General features: G+C 43.3%; 17 protein-coding genes. 15 read left to right on the forward strand and 2 right to left on the reverse strand.

Going from position 1 to position 17,187, the window contains the following annotated elements:
* Positions 1-25 precede the first annotated feature (25 nt).
* The 9 genes from iscU to SHAL_RS08205 all read left to right on the forward strand — a co-directional run bounded on the left by iscU (position 26) and on the right by SHAL_RS08205 (position 8,655).
* The gene (gene iscU, locus SHAL_RS08170; protein WP_012276678.1) at positions 26-409 is read left to right on the forward strand and encodes a Fe-S cluster assembly scaffold IscU; all 384 of its coding nucleotides are present in this window, start codon (positions 26-28) and stop codon (positions 407-409) included.
* A 14-nt stretch (positions 410-423) separates the two neighbouring features.
* Positions 424-747: an iron-sulfur cluster assembly protein IscA gene (iscA, locus tag SHAL_RS08175; protein ID WP_012276679.1), complete on the forward strand. Its 324-nt coding sequence runs from the start codon at positions 424-426 to the stop codon at positions 745-747.
* Between the two features lie 18 nt (positions 748-765).
* Positions 766-1,290, forward strand: a complete 525-nt coding sequence (hscB, locus tag SHAL_RS08180; protein WP_012276680.1) for a co-chaperone HscB — start codon at positions 766-768, stop codon at positions 1,288-1,290.
* A 69-nt stretch (positions 1,291-1,359) separates the two neighbouring features.
* Entirely contained in the window at positions 1,360-3,222 is a 1,863-nt protein-coding gene (gene hscA / locus SHAL_RS08185; protein WP_012276681.1) for a Fe-S protein assembly chaperone HscA, read from the forward strand.
* 8 nt (positions 3,223-3,230) lie between these two features.
* Positions 3,231-3,566, forward strand: coding sequence for an ISC system 2Fe-2S type ferredoxin (gene fdx / locus SHAL_RS08190; RefSeq protein WP_012154744.1), 336 nt, complete (start codon positions 3,231-3,233; stop codon positions 3,564-3,566).
* A gap of 272 nt (positions 3,567-3,838) precedes the next feature.
* Positions 3,839-4,036, forward strand: a complete 198-nt coding sequence (gene iscX, locus SHAL_RS08195) for a Fe-S cluster assembly protein IscX (RefSeq protein ID WP_012276682.1) — start codon at positions 3,839-3,841, stop codon at positions 4,034-4,036.
* Between the two features lie 217 nt (positions 4,037-4,253).
* Entirely contained in the window at positions 4,254-4,418 is a 165-nt protein-coding gene (locus tag SHAL_RS23235) for a hypothetical protein (protein WP_012276683.1), read from the forward strand.
* Positions 4,419-4,646: 228 nt separating this feature from the next.
* Entirely contained in the window at positions 4,647-5,078 is a 432-nt protein-coding gene (gene ndk / locus SHAL_RS08200) for a nucleoside-diphosphate kinase (RefSeq protein ID WP_012276684.1), read from the forward strand.
* Between the two features lie 823 nt (positions 5,079-5,901).
* Entirely contained in the window at positions 5,902-8,655 is a 2,754-nt protein-coding gene (locus tag SHAL_RS08205) for a TonB-dependent receptor (protein ID WP_012276685.1), read from the forward strand.
* A 103-nt stretch (positions 8,656-8,758) separates the two neighbouring features.
* Here SHAL_RS08205 and SHAL_RS08210 read toward each other — a convergent pair whose 3' ends face one another.
* Together SHAL_RS08210 and dusC are read right to left on the reverse strand one after the other, a co-directional pair.
* Positions 8,759-9,115, reverse strand: coding sequence for a TraR/DksA C4-type zinc finger protein (locus SHAL_RS08210; RefSeq protein ID WP_012276686.1), 357 nt, complete (start codon positions 9,113-9,115; stop codon positions 8,759-8,761).
* A 118-nt stretch (positions 9,116-9,233) separates the two neighbouring features.
* Positions 9,234-10,178, reverse strand: coding sequence for a tRNA dihydrouridine(16) synthase DusC (gene dusC, locus SHAL_RS08215; RefSeq protein WP_041416312.1), 945 nt, complete (start codon positions 10,176-10,178; stop codon positions 9,234-9,236).
* 376 nt (positions 10,179-10,554) lie between these two features.
* On the opposite strand from dusC, the gene SHAL_RS08220 reads away from it, so the two are divergent.
* From SHAL_RS08220 to dnaX, 6 genes are all read left to right on the forward strand, one after another.
* A complete protein-coding gene (locus tag SHAL_RS08220; protein WP_012276688.1) occupies positions 10,555-11,004 on the forward strand; it encodes an HvfA family oxazolone/thioamide-modified RiPP metallophore in 450 nt (149 codons plus the stop codon).
* A 98-nt stretch (positions 11,005-11,102) separates the two neighbouring features.
* Positions 11,103-11,945 carry an HvfB family MNIO-type RiPP peptide maturase gene (locus SHAL_RS08225; protein WP_012276689.1) on the forward strand — a complete coding sequence of 281 codons (843 nt, stop codon included), beginning with the start codon at positions 11,103-11,105 and terminating at the stop codon, positions 11,943-11,945.
* Positions 11,945-12,700, forward strand: a complete 756-nt coding sequence (locus SHAL_RS08230) for an HvfC family RiPP maturation protein (RefSeq protein WP_012276690.1) — start codon at positions 11,945-11,947, stop codon at positions 12,698-12,700. The genes SHAL_RS08225 and SHAL_RS08230 overlap by 1 nt, the downstream gene beginning before the upstream one ends.
* A 282-nt stretch (positions 12,701-12,982) precedes the next feature.
* Entirely contained in the window at positions 12,983-13,351 is a 369-nt protein-coding gene (locus SHAL_RS08235) for a YbaN family protein (protein WP_012276692.1), read from the forward strand.
* A 256-nt stretch (positions 13,352-13,607) separates the two neighbouring features.
* Positions 13,608-14,159 (forward strand): adenine phosphoribosyltransferase, encoded by a 552-nt coding sequence (gene apt, locus SHAL_RS08240; protein ID WP_012276693.1) that lies wholly within the window; start codon positions 13,608-13,610, stop codon positions 14,157-14,159.
* Positions 14,160-14,357: 198 nt separating this feature from the next.
* Entirely contained in the window at positions 14,358-17,150 is a 2,793-nt protein-coding gene (gene dnaX / locus SHAL_RS08245; RefSeq protein WP_012276694.1) for a DNA polymerase III subunit gamma/tau, read from the forward strand.
* Positions 17,151-17,187 lie beyond the last annotated feature (37 nt).

Consider the following 17,187-nt stretch of genomic DNA (forward strand, 5'->3'; position numbering starts at 1 on the left):
CGAATAGATAAATTGGAGTAGTATCATGGCTTATAGCGAAAAAGTAATCGATCATTATGAGAATCCACGTAATGTGGGCTCATTCGATAAGAATGACCCATCAGTGGTAACCGGTATGGTTGGTGCACCGGCATGTGGTGACGTAATGAAGCTACAATTGCGCATTGACGATAACGGTATCATCGAAGACGCTAAGTTTAAAACATACGGTTGTGGTAGCGCTATCGCTTCTAGCTCACTGGTAACAGAGTGGGTAAAAGGCAAAACAGTTGCCGAAGCACTGGCGATTAAGAACACCGATATCGCTGAAGAGCTCGCATTACCGCCCGTTAAAATTCACTGTTCTATTTTGGCTGAAGATGCGATCAAAGCCGCTCTAGAAGAGTATAAGACTAAGCAATCTAAGTAATACCTGGAGTAAAGATGGCAATTAGTATCACTCCCGCCGCAGCTGACCGAGTTAGAAGCTTTTTAGCGAGTCGTGGCAAAGGTCTAGGCTTACGCTTAGGGCTTAAGACATCGGGCTGCTCTGGCATGGCTTATGTGCTGGAATTCGTTGATGATCTTAACGATGATGATGAAATTTATGATGTTGATGGCGTTAAAATCATCATCGATGCCAAAAGCTTTATCTATCTTCAAGGGATTGAGTTGGACTTTGTTAAAGAAGGTCTTAACGAAGGTTTCCAATTCAATAACCCTAATGCGAAAGGTGAATGTGGCTGCGGTGAGAGCTTTACCGTCTAAGCCATTAAAAGTAAAACTATGAATTATTTCGAGCTGTTTAGTTTACTTCCTTCCTATGATGTCGACACCGCCTTACTTGCAGAGCGCTACCGCGAACTGCAACGGGCGGTTCATCCCGACAAATTTGCTAACGCGAGTGAGCAAGATAAGCGTCTGTCTGTACAGCGTACTGCACAAATCAATGATGCTTTTCAAACACTGAAGAATCCTATTCAAAGAGCTGAGCACTTGCTTACATTGAAAGGACTTGAGCTGAGTCATGAGTCGACAACATTAAAAGATACCCAGTTTTTAATGCAACAGATGGAATGGCGTGAGTCACTTGAAGAGATCAAGCATAGCGATGATCCCGACTCTGAGATAGCCGAACTCTACGATTCTTTTGAGCAATACGCTAGGCAAATAACGACAGAATTAAAGCCTTTACTGGTGAGCGAGCTTGAGGCAGATCATTTGCAGGCCGCAGAGCAAATTCGTAAACTTAAGTTTATGGCAAAATTACAAGATGAGTTGACCAGAGTGGAAGATGCACTCTTTGATTAGTCAACGGTCTTAATTTTTAATACTGTTGGCTCAAGACATTGAGCCAACATTTTTTTAAGTTGGATATATATGGCACTTTTGCAGATAGCAGAGCCTGGACAGAGCGCTGCTCCCCACCAACATCGTCTCGCTGTCGGGATCGATTTAGGCACCACTAACTCACTTGTTGCTGCGGTACGTAGCGGCGTGGCGAATACTTTACCCGATGAAGATTCACAGCATTCATTGCCTTCTGTTGTCCGTTATACCCAAAGCGGTGTTTTCGTTGGTCGTGAAGCCGAGGCGTTTTCTGCTCAAGATCCACAAAACACCATAGTGTCAGTTAAACGCTTTATGGGTCGTAGTCTAGAAGACATTCAATCAGGCGAGCAATCATTGCCGTATGTTTTCGAAGCGAGTGAAAACGGATTACCGATTTTTGTGACCCCAAATGGCAAAGTAAACCCAGTTCAGATTTCATCTGAGATCTTAAAGCCGCTGGTGGCACGTGCAGAGTCGACCTTGGGCGGCACATTAGAAGGCGTGGTGATAACTGTTCCTGCTTATTTTGATGATGCACAGCGCCAAGGCACGAAAGATGCGGCATCGCTTACGGGCGTTAAAGTGCTCCGTTTGCTGAATGAGCCAACAGCAGCTGCAATCGCTTATGGTTTAGACAGTGGTCAAGAAGGCATTATTGCCGTTTATGACTTAGGTGGCGGAACGTTTGACATCTCTATTTTGCGTTTAAATAAAGGCGTATTTGAGGTGTTAGCGACTGGCGGCGATTCAGCCTTGGGCGGAGACGACTTCGACCATATGCTTCAGGCGCATTTTGCCGAGCAGTGGCAGCAAGGAGCCGTTAGCGCTAGCATGATCAGGAAAATGCAGATCGAAGCTAGACGCGTAAAAGAAGCATTGACAGAGTCAAGTGAAACGCTTGCAACTGTGATTGATGATAATGGTACCGAGCTAACGTTAACGGTTAGCCGAGTGCTGTTTGAAGGTCTGATTAGTAAGCTTGTAAAAAAGACCATTAGCAGCTGCCGCCGTGCTCTTCGTGATGCAGGCGTAAGCAGCGATGAGGTGCTAGAAACCGTGATGGTGGGTGGCTCGACTCGTGTGCCGTTAGTGCGCCAAGAAGTTGAAAACTTCATGGGTAAGGTGCCTTTGACCTCTATCGATCCTGATCGTGTTGTTGCGATTGGCGCAGCTATTCAAGCCGATATCTTGGTAGGTAATAAGCCTGAGTCTGACTTGTTACTGCTAGATGTTATCCCATTGTCACTGGGCATTGAGACCATGGGCGGACTAGTCGAAAAGGTAGTTTCGCGTAATACCACTATTCCTGTTGCCCGCGCACAAGAGTTTACCACCTTTAAAGATGGTCAAACGGCGATGGCATTCCATGTGGTACAAGGTGAGCGTGAACTAGTGGCAGATTGTCGCTCGCTTGCTAGGTTTACCCTACAAGGAATTCCTCCGCTTGCTGCGGGTGCTGCGCATATCCGAGTAACCTTCCAAGTTGACGCTGATGGTTTGTTAAGTGTTACCGCAATGGAAAAGTCGACGGGTGTTCAGTCAAGTATTCAAGTTAAGCCATCATTTGGTTTAAGTGATGCAGAGATTGGTAACATGCTCAAAGATTCGATGGCCAACGCCAAAGAAGATATTACTCGCCGCATGCTGGCTGAAAAGCAAGTAGAGGCGGCTCGTGTGCTTGAGTCATTAAACGCTGCACTGAATAAAGATGCAGATCTGCTATCGGAAGATGAGCAAAGCGTTATTCAAACTAATATGGCTTCGTTAGCACAGATTGCTAGCGAAGATGATGCCGATGCCATCGAAGCGGCTATCGAAGTACTAGATACAGCGACGCAGGACTTTGCTGCTAAGCGTATGGATAATTCAATCCGATTGGCTCTTAAAGGGCAGTCGGTTGACAATATATAGGTAAGGTTATGCCACAAATTGTATTTTTACCCCATGAAGAGTTATGCCCAGATGGAGCCGTTGTTGAAGCAAACGAAGGCGAAACTGTTTTAGACGTTGCACTGCGTAACGGTATTCATATTGAGCATGCATGTGAAAAATCATGTGCTTGTACTACCTGTCACGTCGTGATCCGTGAAGGCTTTGACGAGCTAGAAGAAAGCGATGAGCTAGAAGATGATATGCTCGATAAAGCTTGGGGTTTAGAGCCTGAAAGCCGCCTTTCTTGCCAAGCAAAAGTGCCAGCTTCAGATATCGTCGTTGATATCCCTAAATACACGATTAATATGGTTAGTGAAGGCTAATCACGCTAAGCGTTTATACAAACTCAAGCGTATTTATAAAAGCCAGTAGCCAAGTCTACTGGCTTTTTTGTTTTCAGTTTTCTAGGTGCTCAGTCGTTAGGGCTCGAGCCAAGAGAGATGAGCTAAGTGAAATATAAGCGTCCACGTTCAATCTAGACCTTTTACTTCCTAAGGGCTCATACAGAGCGTCAATCATTGAGGGTAGCTATTGTACGAGCGAGTCGCTATCTATGTTTTATACTTAATTAAGTTTGACTAAAAGGAGAGCCGTTATGAAGCTTAAGTGGATAGATTCGTTAGAGATTGCACTGCAACTCATTGATAAGTACCCCGACGTTGAGCCTGAAAAAATCCGCTTCACCGATCTTAATGAATGGGTATTAGGCCTTGAGTGTTTTGATGACGATCCAAATCATTGCAATGAAAGAATACTTGAGGCGATTCAAGCCAATTGGATTGCTGAAAAGTGAATTTCTGTGGTCAGATAGTGGTTAAAGTGTGACCCTTGCCTTATCTGACTTCTTTGGTGAACATAATTCTGCCTTGGGTTGATCCGTATCAAAAGGCTCTTAGTTGATTAACTTTAACTTAGTGCTTAGTGGCTAGAGTCATTTTAGGTCAGAGTCGAGTTTTGCAGACTCCTAGCGCAATCATAAAACTACAATGTCAAACAAAAGGGAAGTTCCTATGCGTAAATTACTAGCAGCACTATTGTTAACACCCATGACTGTAATGGCACATGAGGGCCACGGCGGTGTTGGTTTATTCCATCATTTTATTGAAATAGTACCTGCAATTGCGTTGTTAGCAGTGATTGCAGCAGGCTTAATTTGGGTAAAAAAACGTAAGTAACGAACTTTGGCTTTATTGGATTCCATTGTCATTTAATTGTTTAGGTAATGCTGTTTTATCTGATTAAACAGGTTGGGTGCGCTTAAAAGTGTGATCGGGTCGAGTATTTCTGGTTGTGGCACCGGACTTGCCTCAACTAGTTTGCGGCTTAAGGGTAGGCAATGGGCCTTTAATTTCGTATAATCCGCGCGAAAATTAAAACCCGTTTATATAAGAAGGAAGCTTTTCATGGCTATCGAACGTACTTTTTCTATCATTAAGCCTGATGCAGTTGCAAAAAACCACATTGGCGCTATCTACAACCGTTTTGAAACGGCTGGCCTGAAAATCATCGCTTCTAAAATGGTTCACCTAAGCCAAGAACAAGCAGAAGGCTTCTATGCTGAGCACAGTGAGCGTCCATTCTTTGGTGCGCTAGTTGCATTTATGACTTCTGGTCCTATCATGGTTCAAACTCTTGAAGGCGAGAACGCAGTTCTAGCTCACCGTGAAATTTTAGGTGCTACAAACCCAGCTGAAGCGGCTGAAGGTACAATTCGTGCAGATTTCGCTGAAAGCATCGACGAGAACGCTGCTCATGGTTCTGATTCAGTTGCATCTGCTGAGCGTGAAATCGCATATTTCTTCAGTACTGAAGAGCTATGCCCACGCACTCGTTAATTCGAGCGTGAATAAAAGGAGCCTAATGGCTCCTTTTTTTTGCCTACTAGATCCCGCGGCAGCTACAGATGATGCCTACTCGTAGAGGCTGCGAGTCAACTTTCCTTTATTATTTATTTTTCTTTGGCTAACTTCTAACACAACCTCTGACTCAATTTCCTAGCCTCACAGGCTAAGAAGAACTAGCATATCGTCTTAAATATAAATCCCCACCTGTTTTAATTTTCGATAAAGTATCTTTTGATTAATTATTAACCTGTCCATGCCAGCTTACAAACGCATTAAGCAATTAGGTTAAGTTAATTTGCTGGTTTGTTATTTTTCGCATTTTAAATGCAGCTCGATTAATTTCCGATTTTGATACAAAATGATTAACTTGTTAATATTTTAATTTACTGTTTTTCTGTTTGTTATTTTGACGCCGTGTTTTGAGTGCTGCTAAAAACCTGAAGTTCAGGCATGTTTACTTATTTATGTAGTGTATCTTAACGGGTCTGGTTTATTTTTAAACAGATGGTGGCGCTATTGTTGTTATCAATTTATTAACAATTGAAATAATCGTTGATACAAGTTTGTGTTAAATGTTATTTACCTTCGGTCATTCGTAACGCCTTATTTTTTAAGTTGTTTCTTGGTTTTGGCATTTGTTTTGATAGTTATTGATGTATCAATTTATATCTTAAGCGTTATTTTTATGTGATAACCATTGACTTAAAAGTTAAATTTAAACAGTATTTATTGCGAAGCGATTAACTTCTACCGATAAATAAAGAATAAATATAACAATTTCGGGTTTTACACATCGAAATACGAGGGGATAAATATGAGCTCAGTAACCTTAACCGCAAAAGCAGTACGTCGTAGTCTTATTGCTGCTGCAGCTACTAGTGTTGCTTTATCAGGATTTGTATTTGCAGAAGAAGCGACTGCAGATAATTCAGCAGAAAATAAAGTAGAACGTATTCAAGTTACTGGATCACGTATTAAGCGTGCAGATATGGAATCAGCAAGTCCAGTAACGGTTATCGATGCTTCAGCAATTATCGCATCCGGTGCGACATCGATTGATGATGTCTTGCAAAATATGACCGTATCTGGTGGTGCGATGACAAATGCTGCCGTTAACAACGGCTCTGGTGGTAATGCGCATGTTAATTTACGTGGTCTAGGTACAAACCGTACTTTGGTGCTGGTTAATGGCCGCCGCATGATTGCATCGGGTACTGGCGCAGCGTCATCGGTTGATTTAAACACTATCCCAGTGTCTATGATCCAACGAGTAGAGGTCCTGAAAGATGGTGCATCTGCAGTATACGGTACTGATGCAATAGCCGGTGTTGTAAACGTGATCTTAAAGCGTGATTTTGAAGGCTTTGAGATGAACGTACAAACGGGTGTCACAGGTCAAGGTGATGCTGATGAATCAAGTGTGGATTTCACCATAGGTAATACCTTCGAAAAAGGTAATGTGGTTATCAATGCACAGTACACTAAGCGTGGCGAAGCAAGCCAAGCTGACCGTAGCTTTTCTGAGTGTCCTATTACTGAAACTTCTGACGGTAGCGAGCTTTATTGTGGCGGTAGCTCATACTCTGAAGGCGGCCATATTTGGGGCGATTCACATCATGATCTTGTTGGCTCTGGAGAAGATGGTGCATATGAGATTGGAGATTCTGGTTACTATGGCCACTATGTTGCGGGTGATGATGGTAAAGCTACGTTTGAATACCATGATGAAAATGTTACAGAAGCGAATTTAAGTGGTCGTGGTGGCGAATACCATGATTTCACAAATGAAGATAAATATAATTATTCAGAGGACAGCTACCTTTCTACGCCAATGGAGCGTTTGAATCTTTCATTCTCTGGTACTTATGAGCTGTCTGATTCAATTTTATTCTTCTCAGAAGCAATGTATTCTAAGCGTTGGTCTGAGCAGCAAATGGCACCGCAACCAATTTGGAATAGTACTGCTTGGGCGTATGATTCAACTTGGATGACAGACGACTTAGTCGGTCTAGTACAAGAAGGCGAAATGTTAGATTACGGTCGCCGCGTGGTAGAGTCTGGCACACGTAATTTTTCACAGGTAGTTGATACAGTGCGCCTTGTTGTAGGTCTTGAGGGAGAGTTCGACAATGGTTGGACTTGGGATGCTTCTTATAACAAGGGTAAGAATGATTCTGTTGATACATTAGCTAACTTACACAATCTTGGTTCTATCAATGATGCGGTATTAGCTAAAGAGTTCGATCCGTTTAGTCAAGAATCTTGGGTTGGTGAGAGTATTGAACCTTTTATTTACACAGAAATTAATAGTGGTGGTAGTGAGTTAGATGTCATAGCCGCGACGCTTTCTGGTGAAATTATGGATTTGCCAGCAGGTACGCTTGGTTTTGCTGCTGGTTACGAATACCGTAAAGAATCGGCACATTACACGCCTGACTCGTTGACTTCACAAGGATTAGCGAATGACCCTCGCCAAGAGGCTACTGCCGGCTCTTTTGATGTGAATGAAGTCTACGCTGAATTAGCGATACCTTTACTTAGCGACCTGCCAATGGCAGAGCAAGTGGATTTAAGTGCAGCTATTCGATACTTTGATTACAGTACATTTGGTTCAGATAGTACTTGGAAACTAGGTTTAACCTGGCGCGTAATTGATGATTTAATGCTTCGTGGCGTAATGTCTACAGCATTCCGCGCTCCTACGGTCAGTGAGCTATACGGTGGTAAGTCCCCTTCATTCGACCAAATTAAGCATGCAGCAACTGAGCAGACACAGGCTGAAGTTACCGTTGGTGGTAACCCTGACTTAACACCAGAAGAAGCAGATATCACAACCCTAGGTTTGGTATATTCACCAAGCTTTGTTGAAGGCCTGTCTTTGACACTTGATTACTATAATATTGAAATTACTAATACTATTACCGCAGTTGATTCTAACTACATTGCCAACCAGTGTATGGATGCAACGGGTAACAAAATTAATAACGATACAGCACTTTGTCAGTCAGCTAATATCGCTATTGACGGCACCGGCAGGATCTCGTTTGACAATGGTTTACAGAACCTAGGTCAAACCAATACAGCGGGCTACGATATTAATGTGGCCTATACCTTCGAAGGTCTAGGTCTAGATTGGAAAGCGGGCTTAGATACGTCAATTATCGATAAATATGAAGAATTTGACCAAGATGGTGTTGCTGTTGATTACCTTGGCTTTATTACTAGTGGTTCAGGCTCGTATGCAAAGTTTAAGTCTAACTTGAACCTTACTGCGACGGGTGATGATTGGAGCGCAACATACGAAGCGCGTTATATTGACGGAATGGATTCATTCTCATGTAACGATGATCCAAGTGAGTGTTATGCGCCAAGTGTAGACAGTGTGGTGTACCATGATCTTTCGGCAAATTATGATTTGACCAGCACAGTTCGTCTGTCGGGCGGTGTTAATAACATTTTTGACGAAGAGCCTCCTTACTACTCTGGTAATAATGACTCAAACACCGATCCGTACACTTATGATGTGCTAGGTCGCTTCTTCTTCGTAAGAGCAAGTGTGAAGTTTTAAGCTTTTGATTGATTTAGTTAGATAATAAAAAACCTCCGCAAGTCGGAGGTTTTTTTATGGGTTACTCTTTGATACTGATAGCCAGATATTAATCCCGCTTGCGTTAGTGGTTAAGTCTTAGCTCTTGCCTATGTTGACGACTAAACTCTCCACAACAACCTATACAGCGCTGCTCTAATGGGTCTTTCTCTAGCTGCTGAGGCTCAATTTGGCCCTCACAATCGCTACACACACCGTACAAACCTATCTCAAGCTGACAACGCGTTGCATCAAGACTCATCAATTTGAAGAATAATGGATGCTCGCATAAGTGAACGTCAGTCATGATTTGAATGAGTTCACAAAGAGAATAATTATGCTGCTCCATTAGCTTGGCTTGCATTTCGGGGAGTGCACCAATCTTCGCTCTTAGTTCCGACTCGATCTCGGATAAGGTTTGTTTGATATGGTTTGTACTCACTAGGTTGCCTACAATTATTAACTCTACGGCTTTTTAGTCTAAACATGCGGGCGTGATGCGTTATGACTAAGATCAATTCAGTGCTATATTTTGCGGATTTAGCTCAATTAAATACTAATTAATTCGCCAAATTGTCCTGTGCGCGTTTTAATACACCAATGATCTCATCTGCTGTTTTAAATACCCTAAGCTCTCTAAAGAGGGTATCAGCCTCTGGATATTGCCGATTCAGATAGCCAAACCATTGCTTAATTCGAGCGGGATAATAGGTACTCTTTCTACCTTCTAACTCTCTATTCGTGTACTCAAGCATGAGATCAAGAGATTGCTGCCAAGTATAAGCAGTATCGCCTTTAATGTTCGCAGCCAAGTTCGGTAGCGATATTGCTCCGCGTCCCACCATCACACTGTCACAGCCAGTAATACTCATACAGCGCTCGGCATCATCACGGTTCCAGATCTCGCCGTTAGCAATAACTGGGATCGGTAACTTAGCATTAATGTCGGTGATATATTCCCAGTAGGCAGGTGGCTTATAGCCATCAACTTTACTGCGAGCGTGTACAGCTAATTCACTGGCGCCAGCCTCATAAATAGCGAGAGCATTTTCCATATAGAGTGACTTATCATTAAAGCCTAAGCGTATTTTGGCGGTAACGGGCTGGTCGCTAGGAACTGCATCACGCATCGCTTTCACAACATTGTAGAGTTGCTCCGGATATTGCAACATCACGGCGCCACCATTGCTGCGATTGACCATTTTAGCAGGGCAGCCAAAGTTCACATCGACACCTTTTGATCCCAGTTCAATAGCCCTTGCTGCGTTTTCTGCCATCCAATCGGGATTTTGTCCCAGTAGCTGCACTCGCACAGGTGTACCGGATAGTGTTTGACCACCAGTTTGCAACTCTGGGCAAAGACGATAAAAGACCTTTTCAGGTAGCAGTTGGTCTACGACACGGACGAACTCCGTAACCATAAGATCATAAGGATTGATTGCAGAGAGGATCTCTCGCATTAAATCATCTACAACGCCTTCCATCGGCGCCAAAATTATTCGCACAGAACTGTCCAAAATATCGGTATTTTTAAGGCGCTGCATTCTACCTCATCCTAAACCCTCGGCCAAATAGACTTGATACTTTTATCGATTCGCCTAGGGAATGCTTTCTCAAAAGGTTAATGCTTTGTTTGTAGAAGATAGGGATTGTGTCGATCTGTTTCTAGGTGAAAACAGCAAAAAGTTGGCTTTAAATATATAGATATCACTCCATGGCTGATATCACCTTTAGTTGACCTATCAGGTTTTGCGCGTCATAAGCGTGATGTATGTAAAATTATTGAAATTTAATTCCTGCTTGGCGGGTCTAGTAAAGCAAGCCGGCAAAATGCCTTGTTGGTAACCGATAGAATATTGATTAAGTAAGAGGGAAGAGATTATGAAATTAGTTAATAAAACTGCAATCACTGTAGCTGTAGGTGCTGTTGTAATGGGAAGTGCTTTAGCGACCAGTGTTCAAGCAAGCCCATTTGGCTATAGTGAAATGCAAGCCGGTTACCAGATCGTAGAAGGTGAAGGTAAGTGCGGTGAGGGCAAGTGTGGTGCCGACAAGAAGAAAGCCAAAGAAGGTAAGTGCGGCGAGGGTAAATGTGGCGAAGACAAGATGAAAGCCAAAGAAGGTAAGTGCGGTGAGGGTAAATGTGGCGCCGACAAGATGAAAGCCAAAGAAGGCAAATGCGGTGAGGGTAAATGTGGCGCCGACAAGATGAAAGCCAAAGAAGGCAAATGCGGCGAGGGTAAATGTGGCGCCGATAAAATGAAAGCCAAAGAAGGCAAGTGTGGCGCAGATAAGAAAGCTAAAGAAGGTAAGTGCGGTGGTTCGAAGTAATTAACTGTCGGCTTAATACCAATGGGTATTAAGTAGATCTGGACCAGCAATTGCTGGTCCTGTTTGTTGATTAACCTCTAAATGAATAGGCGTACAGTATGACCAGTACTAATAAGGGACAAGTCGGCTTAGGCCTTAGGCGAGAAATGTTAGATGAGTTTTGCCAAGGTGTACCGAGTGAAATCAATTTTTTCGAAGTCGCCCCAGAAAACTGGATGACTCTAGGAGGCAAGTTTGGCCGTCAGTTTAGAGAGCTTACGGAAAAGCATGAGTTCTACTGTCATGGTTTGTCTTTATCAATTGGTAGCCCCGCGCCACTTGATATTCAGTTTGTTAAAAACGTCAAAGACTTTTTAGAGTTGCATCAGATGGCAACTTATTCAGAGCATTTAAGTTATTGTTCTGGGGCAGGGCATATGTATGACCTTATGCCGATCCCATTTACCGAAGAAGCGGTGAAGTATGTTGCTAAACGAGTTAAGCAAGTTGAAGACATTATTGAGCGTCCCTTAGTGCTTGAGAATGTGTCATTTTACGCCGCACCTAGCGCTGAAATGTCTGAAGCTGAATTTGTTACAGCCGTCATGCAGGAAGCTGATTGCAAGATGCTGCTCGACGTTAACAATATCTATGTGAACTCAATTAACCATCAATATGACGCAGTTGAATTTTTAAAGGCTATGCCCACCGATAGAATTGCCTACTTGCATATCGCGGGGCATTTAAAGGAAGCCAAAGATCTTATCATTGATACTCATGGTGCCGATATTGTAGACCCCGTATGGAAGTTGCTCGATGCCTGTCATGAGTTTCATGGTGTTTTTCCGACGCTATTGGAACGTGATTTTAATATTCCCGAAACCAGTGAACTACTGCTAGAGATTAATCAAATTCATGATTATCAAAATCGGTATATTGCTAGCGTAAAAAGGAGCGCTTAATGAGCTTTGTCGACGTACAGCAAGACTTTATGGATTACATTAAAGATCCCTCACGGCCGCTTCCAGATGGTATTGAAGCGCGGCGGATGAAAATATATCGAGAGCTATTCTTTAATAATGTCGATGGTTTTGTGTCAAATGCGTTTCCTGTGCTAAAAAGTCTGTACAAAGAAGAGGACTGGTTAGAAATAGTGCAAAGCTTCTTTGCCACTCATGACTGCCACACACCTATTTTTGTCGGGATCTCTCAGGAGTTTCTATTATTTCTCCAAACCGAATATCAAGTCACCGAGATAGATCCACCGTTTATGTTGGAGTTGGCCCATTATGAGTGGTTAGAGCTGGTGGTGGCCGTCGCCCAAGATAATGCAAGCCAACGGCTTATAACCTCTGAGGATACAGAAATTGAAACTATTAAGTTGTGCGTATCAGCGACGTCCAAAGTAGCCCAGTATGCCTATGATGTTCAGCACATTAGTCCGGACTATCGTCCTGAAGAACCGAGTGAATTACCGCAGTATTTTTGTATTTATCGCGACTTAAATGAAGAGGTCCGATTTTTACTGTTAAATCCATTAACCGCACAGATGCTCGCTTATCTGTCACAGCATGAGAGCCTTGGTTACACGGAGTTACTAGATTGGTTAGTGCATACTTATACGCATATCCAAGCTGATGCTTTAAAGGCCGGATGTTTACAGCTACTCGAGGATTTGGGTCACAAAGGTATTATTAAACGATTTATTGGAAAATAAACGCACTGTTAGTGTGATTGATATCTATAATTATTGTAAAAGTTGATCTAAATTGATGTTGTCAGTCGCAATAATAAGTAGAGGAAGTTATGAGTCAGCCGTTTAAAGACCCATTTAATATTGGTTATTTTATTGTTTTTATTCTTTTACTGTTGATCCCAACATTACCTGCAACTCTGTCTTGGTTAATGGTCTTGGGTTTACTTTAATCTGTCTTTAAGCCAAACTCGGTTATACTGGCCACTCAATATAGAGTGGCTTTTCTGTTTCTGGATTTAATTTATGGCGTTAAAACGTAGCTTTTTCCTGATTATTGGTCTTTGCAGCTTAGCTTTAGGGCTCTTAGGTATTCTGCTGCCGATATTACCTACCGTTCCCTTCATATTGTTAGCGGCGTATTGCTTTGCCCGTTCAAGTGAACGCATGCATCAATGGCTGATGACTCACCCTTGGTTTGCCGATGCACTTAAAAATTGGCAGGTTCAGGGAGCCATTCGTAAAAGCCTTAAGAAGAAAGCCTATATTGTGAGTAGCTTGAGTTTTTTAACCAGTATTGTGATAGTGCCTCTGCTCTGGGTTAAGATTATGTTGGCTTGTCTTGGAACGGGTTTAATTGTTTATCTTAGAAGTATCCCAGAAATCGAGGGCTGATAACTCACTGTGTTGTTCCATCATGTTGAAATTTAAGGTGTATTTTTACTTTTTTATAACGACCTCCTTCTTTCGGAACAATCAGAAAATAAAATACCCTAGGCTAAGACTACACTTCTGCTCTTAGTAGGTTGCAACTCGCTATAAAGCGGCTTAAGCTTGATGCCGATTTTTACACTTCGATGACATCTATACTGGCATAATCAAATTTTTGGCTGGTGATGTCAGCAAACTAAAGTAGATTAAGTAAAGAATTATGGTAATGAATACTGACAGCTTGGCACTAATAAAGAACAGCATTAAAACCATCCCTAACTATCCTAAAGAGGGGATCTTGTTTAGAGATGTGACTAGCTTATTAGAAGATCCACAAGCCTATAAACTCACCATTGGCCTTTTAGTGGAGCACTATAAAGATCAAGGCTTTACTAAAGTTGTCGGTACTGAAGCGCGCGGCTTTTTGTTTGGTGCGCCTTTAGCTCTAGAATTAGGTATTGGCTTCGTGCCAGTTCGTAAGCCTGGTAAGCTACCAAGAGAAACGATTTCTGAGAGCTATGAGCTTGAATATGGTCATGACGTGCTAGAGATCCATGTTGATGCGATCAACGCCGAAGATAAGGTATTGGTTATCGATGACTTACTTGCAACTGGCGGCACTATCGAAGCGACAGTTAAACTTATTCGTCAGTTAGGCGGAAGTGTAAACGATGCCGCTTTCGTTATCTCATTGCCAGACCTTGGTGGTGAGCAGCGTCTTGAGAAGATGGATCTTAAGTTAGTGAGCCTTTGCGAATTCGAAGGCGAATAAGCCATTAAGCAGCTGTCACTAGCAGCTGTGATAGAGAGTCGCACAAACTGTCGATTCTTTATCTTAAAAGGTGATTTAATCACCGCTAAATCGCTCCTCTGACGCTTGAGATAGCATGTAAAAGCGTTGCATGCTATTGTTCGATGATGTCGAGGAGCGTGCTCCCGAAACCGTATTCATGACACGTTGGGGAGTTCCATGTCATATCAGGTGTTGGCCAGAAAATGGCGCCCTGCCACATTTGAGCAAATGGTTGGTCAGTCGCATGTTTTACATGCCTTAACCAATGCGCTCACTCAGCAAAGATTACATCATGCCTATCTGTTTTCCGGTACACGCGGTGTCGGTAAAACCAGTCTCGCACGTCTTTTTGCTAAAGGCTTAAACTGTGAGCAAGGCGTAACCGCTACGCCATGTGGAAAATGTTCTGCGTGCGTTGAAATTGCCGAGGGGCGATTTGTTGATCTGATTGAGGTCGATGCAGCATCAAGAACTAAAGTCGATGATACTCGCGAACTGCTCGATAATGTGCAATACAGACCGAGTCGTGGCCGCTATAAAGTGTATCTTATCGATGAAGTACACATGCTATCGCGAAGCAGCTTTAATGCGCTACTCAAAACACTTGAAGAACCCCCTGAGCATGTAAAGTTCCTATTGGCGACAACGGATCCACAGCGCTTACCTGTGACTGTACTTTCACGTTGTTTGCAATTTAACTTAAAGAGTTTGACTCAAGATGAAATTGCCACGCAAATAAGTCATATATTGAGTCAAGAGCAGTTAAGTTTTGAGGACGCAGCATTAACTCTGCTAGCCAAAGCGGCTAATGGCAGTATGCGTGATGCATTAAGTCTGACTGATCAAGCGATTGCATTTGGCGCAGGCCAAGTAAAACTTGAACAAGTACAAACTATGCTTGGCAGCATCGATGAAAAGCATGTTCTAGCGCTGCTAGAAGCACTAGCCAAAGCCGATATCATGGATTTGATGCAAGTGACAGCCAAAGTGTTGTCATTTGGCGCTGATCCAGAAGAGGTGCTGCGTAGCTTACTAGAGCTCTTACACCAGATTACATTGACGCAATTTGCCCCCGCTGCGGCGCAAATGTCTTTGTATAGCGAGCAAATTAGTGCATTTGCCCAACAATTGTCAGCCGAGCAAGTCCAGCTTTACTATCAGTTATTATTAACGGGTCGCAAAGACCTGCCTCATGCGCCAGATCCAAAGTCTGGACTCGAGATGGCACTACTGCGTGCGGTAACTTTCGTACCTGAAAAGCCAGTGACACGTTGGGCCGTAGAGACTAAGTCTGATATCGCATTACCCGATATAAGTACATCGTCTCAGCAAGTGATAAATCAGGCTGAATCTGCGGCTACCACTAAGCAAGATGCAACGCAGCATGCACAAGAGCCCGTAAATAGCGCAGCGGGTAGTGAAGCTGCTCCGACTAAATTGGCTGATACTCCAGAAGCTGATGCAGCGGCTGTTCAAGTTAACAATGAGCAGCAAGTATCTGCTGACGAGAGTACACAAGCGCCAACGGCGACAGATGTTGAGCCTGAAGTGCTAAGCGAGCAACTTGATAGCCTAAACAGTGAAATGGCTGTGATCATGAGCCAGGCTCAAGGTCAAGGGTTTAAAGATGGAACAGAGCAAGCACAGCCAAGTGCCCAAGAGAATGTTTCACATACTGATTATCATCAAGGTCAAGTGGCTCAAACTGTAACGGTTGATGATACTATTCAAGATGGCTCTGTTCAAAATCACTCTGTACAGGGCTATGCAGATGCAGGCCAAGGTGACGATGATCTCGCATCTTATGCTGATTATGCAGGCGCCTATGGTAGCAATGAGGATAGCGAAAATACTGACTACGGTTTTGGGCATGCCTCATCAAGTTATCAACCTGAACGTACAAGCCAAAATGTACATCAGTCAGAAAATAATACCAGTGAAACGCAGCAAGCAAGTCAAACACCTCAACCTGCAGAATCAAGCACTGGAACCGCTGACCGAGCAGCCAGTGATGATATCTTGGATGCGGTCTTAGCAGCCAGAGCGACATTGCTTGAGGGACTAGGAGAGGATGATCCTAAGGAGGAATCCTCAAAAAAGTCTTTAGAGGGTCGTAAACCTTTTACGCCTCCGGCACGAAAGGAGCCTGTTGCGCAAAGCAATAGCCCTACGGTAAGTGATACTAACAGCAGTAAAGAGACGCCTATAAATGAAAATACTGCTCCGAAATTAGGACCCGCAGCAGATCTAATCGATAGGCCGCCATGGGAAGAGCCTCATGAGCAAGACCCCTGTGCGCGTTTTGATGATGCCTCAACGCCAGTAAAAGCAGATGAGGGCGACGCCAAAGTAACGAGTGCCCAGGCAATGAGTCCTCAGGTCGACAATCATGCTTCTGATGATGCTCAAGGAACTGCAGATAGCAATCAGGGGCAAGTCACAGCTGATTCATCTCCTGTTCAGGATGCTGAGCTAAACTTACCTTTATTACCCAGTGGTGAGTTAACGGGTAATGATGTCGATCTGAAATGGTATCGGTTTATGTCTGAGTTAGAAGTTGGTGGGCGTGTGCGGCAGTTAGCGGTTAACTCTGTCTGTCACCAGTTCGAGCAGCCGCTATCGTTATTGCTTAAGCCTGATCAGAAGCATTTAGCCGCCGATATTGCGATTAAACAGCTTGAAGAGGCAATGACCAATGCCTTAGGTGAACCATGCAGTGTTAGTGTGGCAGTGGGAGTCGACAATGATCGAGAAACGCCACTAGAGGTCAGGCGACGTTTTCATAAAGAGATTTTAGTTCAGGCGCATCATGATCTGATGACTGACGATAATATTCGTTGGTTAACCCAGAATATGGGAGCGCAGATGACGGCAGACTCGTTAACCTATGCCCCTGAATTGCTGGTACAGAAAGGAAATCAGATTGAGTTGATCGATATTGCGAACTTTAAGCGGTTAACTGAGTCATAATTTTTACAATTGAATTTCAGCTTTCATTGCTAATCAC

Origin of the sequence: Shewanella halifaxensis HAW-EB4 (genome assembly GCF_000019185.1) — a bacterium.
In the GTDB taxonomy this organism is placed as follows: Bacteria; Pseudomonadota; Gammaproteobacteria; order Enterobacterales; family Shewanellaceae; genus Shewanella; species Shewanella halifaxensis.

Coding starts and splice junctions, on each gene's coding strand:
- iscU (WP_012276678.1), top strand. CDS start 26: ATGGCTTATAGCGAAAAAGTAATCGATCATTATGAGAATCCACGTAAT.
- iscA (WP_012276679.1), top strand. CDS start 424: ATGGCAATTAGTATCACTCCCGCCGCAGCTGACCGAGTTAGAAGCTTT.
- hscB (WP_012276680.1), top strand. CDS start 766: ATGAATTATTTCGAGCTGTTTAGTTTACTTCCTTCCTATGATGTCGAC.
- hscA (WP_012276681.1), top strand. CDS start 1,360: ATGGCACTTTTGCAGATAGCAGAGCCTGGACAGAGCGCTGCTCCCCAC.
- fdx (WP_012154744.1), top strand. CDS start 3,231: ATGCCACAAATTGTATTTTTACCCCATGAAGAGTTATGCCCAGATGGA.
- iscX (WP_012276682.1), top strand. CDS start 3,839: ATGAAGCTTAAGTGGATAGATTCGTTAGAGATTGCACTGCAACTCATT.
- SHAL_RS23235 (WP_012276683.1), top strand. CDS start 4,254: ATGCGTAAATTACTAGCAGCACTATTGTTAACACCCATGACTGTAATG.
- ndk (WP_012276684.1), top strand. CDS start 4,647: ATGGCTATCGAACGTACTTTTTCTATCATTAAGCCTGATGCAGTTGCA.
- SHAL_RS08205 (WP_012276685.1), top strand. CDS start 5,902: ATGAGCTCAGTAACCTTAACCGCAAAAGCAGTACGTCGTAGTCTTATT.
- SHAL_RS08220 (WP_012276688.1), top strand. CDS start 10,555: ATGAAATTAGTTAATAAAACTGCAATCACTGTAGCTGTAGGTGCTGTT.
- SHAL_RS08225 (WP_012276689.1), top strand. CDS start 11,103: ATGACCAGTACTAATAAGGGACAAGTCGGCTTAGGCCTTAGGCGAGAA.
- SHAL_RS08230 (WP_012276690.1), top strand. CDS start 11,945: ATGAGCTTTGTCGACGTACAGCAAGACTTTATGGATTACATTAAAGAT.
- SHAL_RS08235 (WP_012276692.1), top strand. CDS start 12,983: ATGGCGTTAAAACGTAGCTTTTTCCTGATTATTGGTCTTTGCAGCTTA.
- apt (WP_012276693.1), top strand. CDS start 13,608: ATGGTAATGAATACTGACAGCTTGGCACTAATAAAGAACAGCATTAAA.
- dnaX (WP_012276694.1), top strand. CDS start 14,358: ATGTCATATCAGGTGTTGGCCAGAAAATGGCGCCCTGCCACATTTGAG.